The 586-nt window shown below is 31.7% G+C and carries 1 protein-coding gene; it reads right to left on the reverse strand.

Annotated features, from left to right (window positions below):
* Positions 1–212 (reverse strand): hypothetical protein (locus ACS8FD_RS22900; protein WP_439277549.1); only part of this gene is annotated, 212 nt, incomplete at its 3' end.
* Between the last annotated feature and the right edge of the window lie 374 nt (positions 213–586).

Raw genomic sequence — 586 nt, forward strand, 5'->3', positions numbered from 1 at the left:
GCTACTAGCATAGTTGATGGTATGTTTTGTTTAGTGCCAATATAACTTTCAACAGTCATAGGATAGGCTGTCCAAAGCGTTGAATACACGCCTTCGTGTTGATCATCGAGTATGGTGATACCTTTAGGAAAACTAGGCGCTGCTGCAGCAACAGTAGAAATAAGAGATGAAAGCGTTAAAACAGCTATAGATAGTAAAAAAGGTGATTTCATAGTTACTCCAAAAAATATAATTAATTAATGTTACGCAATTATTGCTAAATAAATATAGCATAATAATTGTATTTTTTTATAATGAACTATAAATAAGCGACAATATATGTCGCGAACCAACTAGTTAGCTATTGTAAAGATATCTGGACATAGTAGATTAAGTATATTGAAATTAATTTTGTTGAAAAGAAGTAAGTGCACTCAACGACTGCTAAATTTAGTTCATAAATTCCTGCCATACGGATGAAATATAATTAAATCAAATTAACGAGCAATAACATATCATTAGAGGGTAAATCGTAGATGGATTCTAGTAGAAGAATGTATTGGGAAGCATTGTGGTGGCTTACAGGAGTATATTTTGTAATTGAAGT

Source organism: Psychrobacter sp. 1U2 (assembly GCF_051847575.1).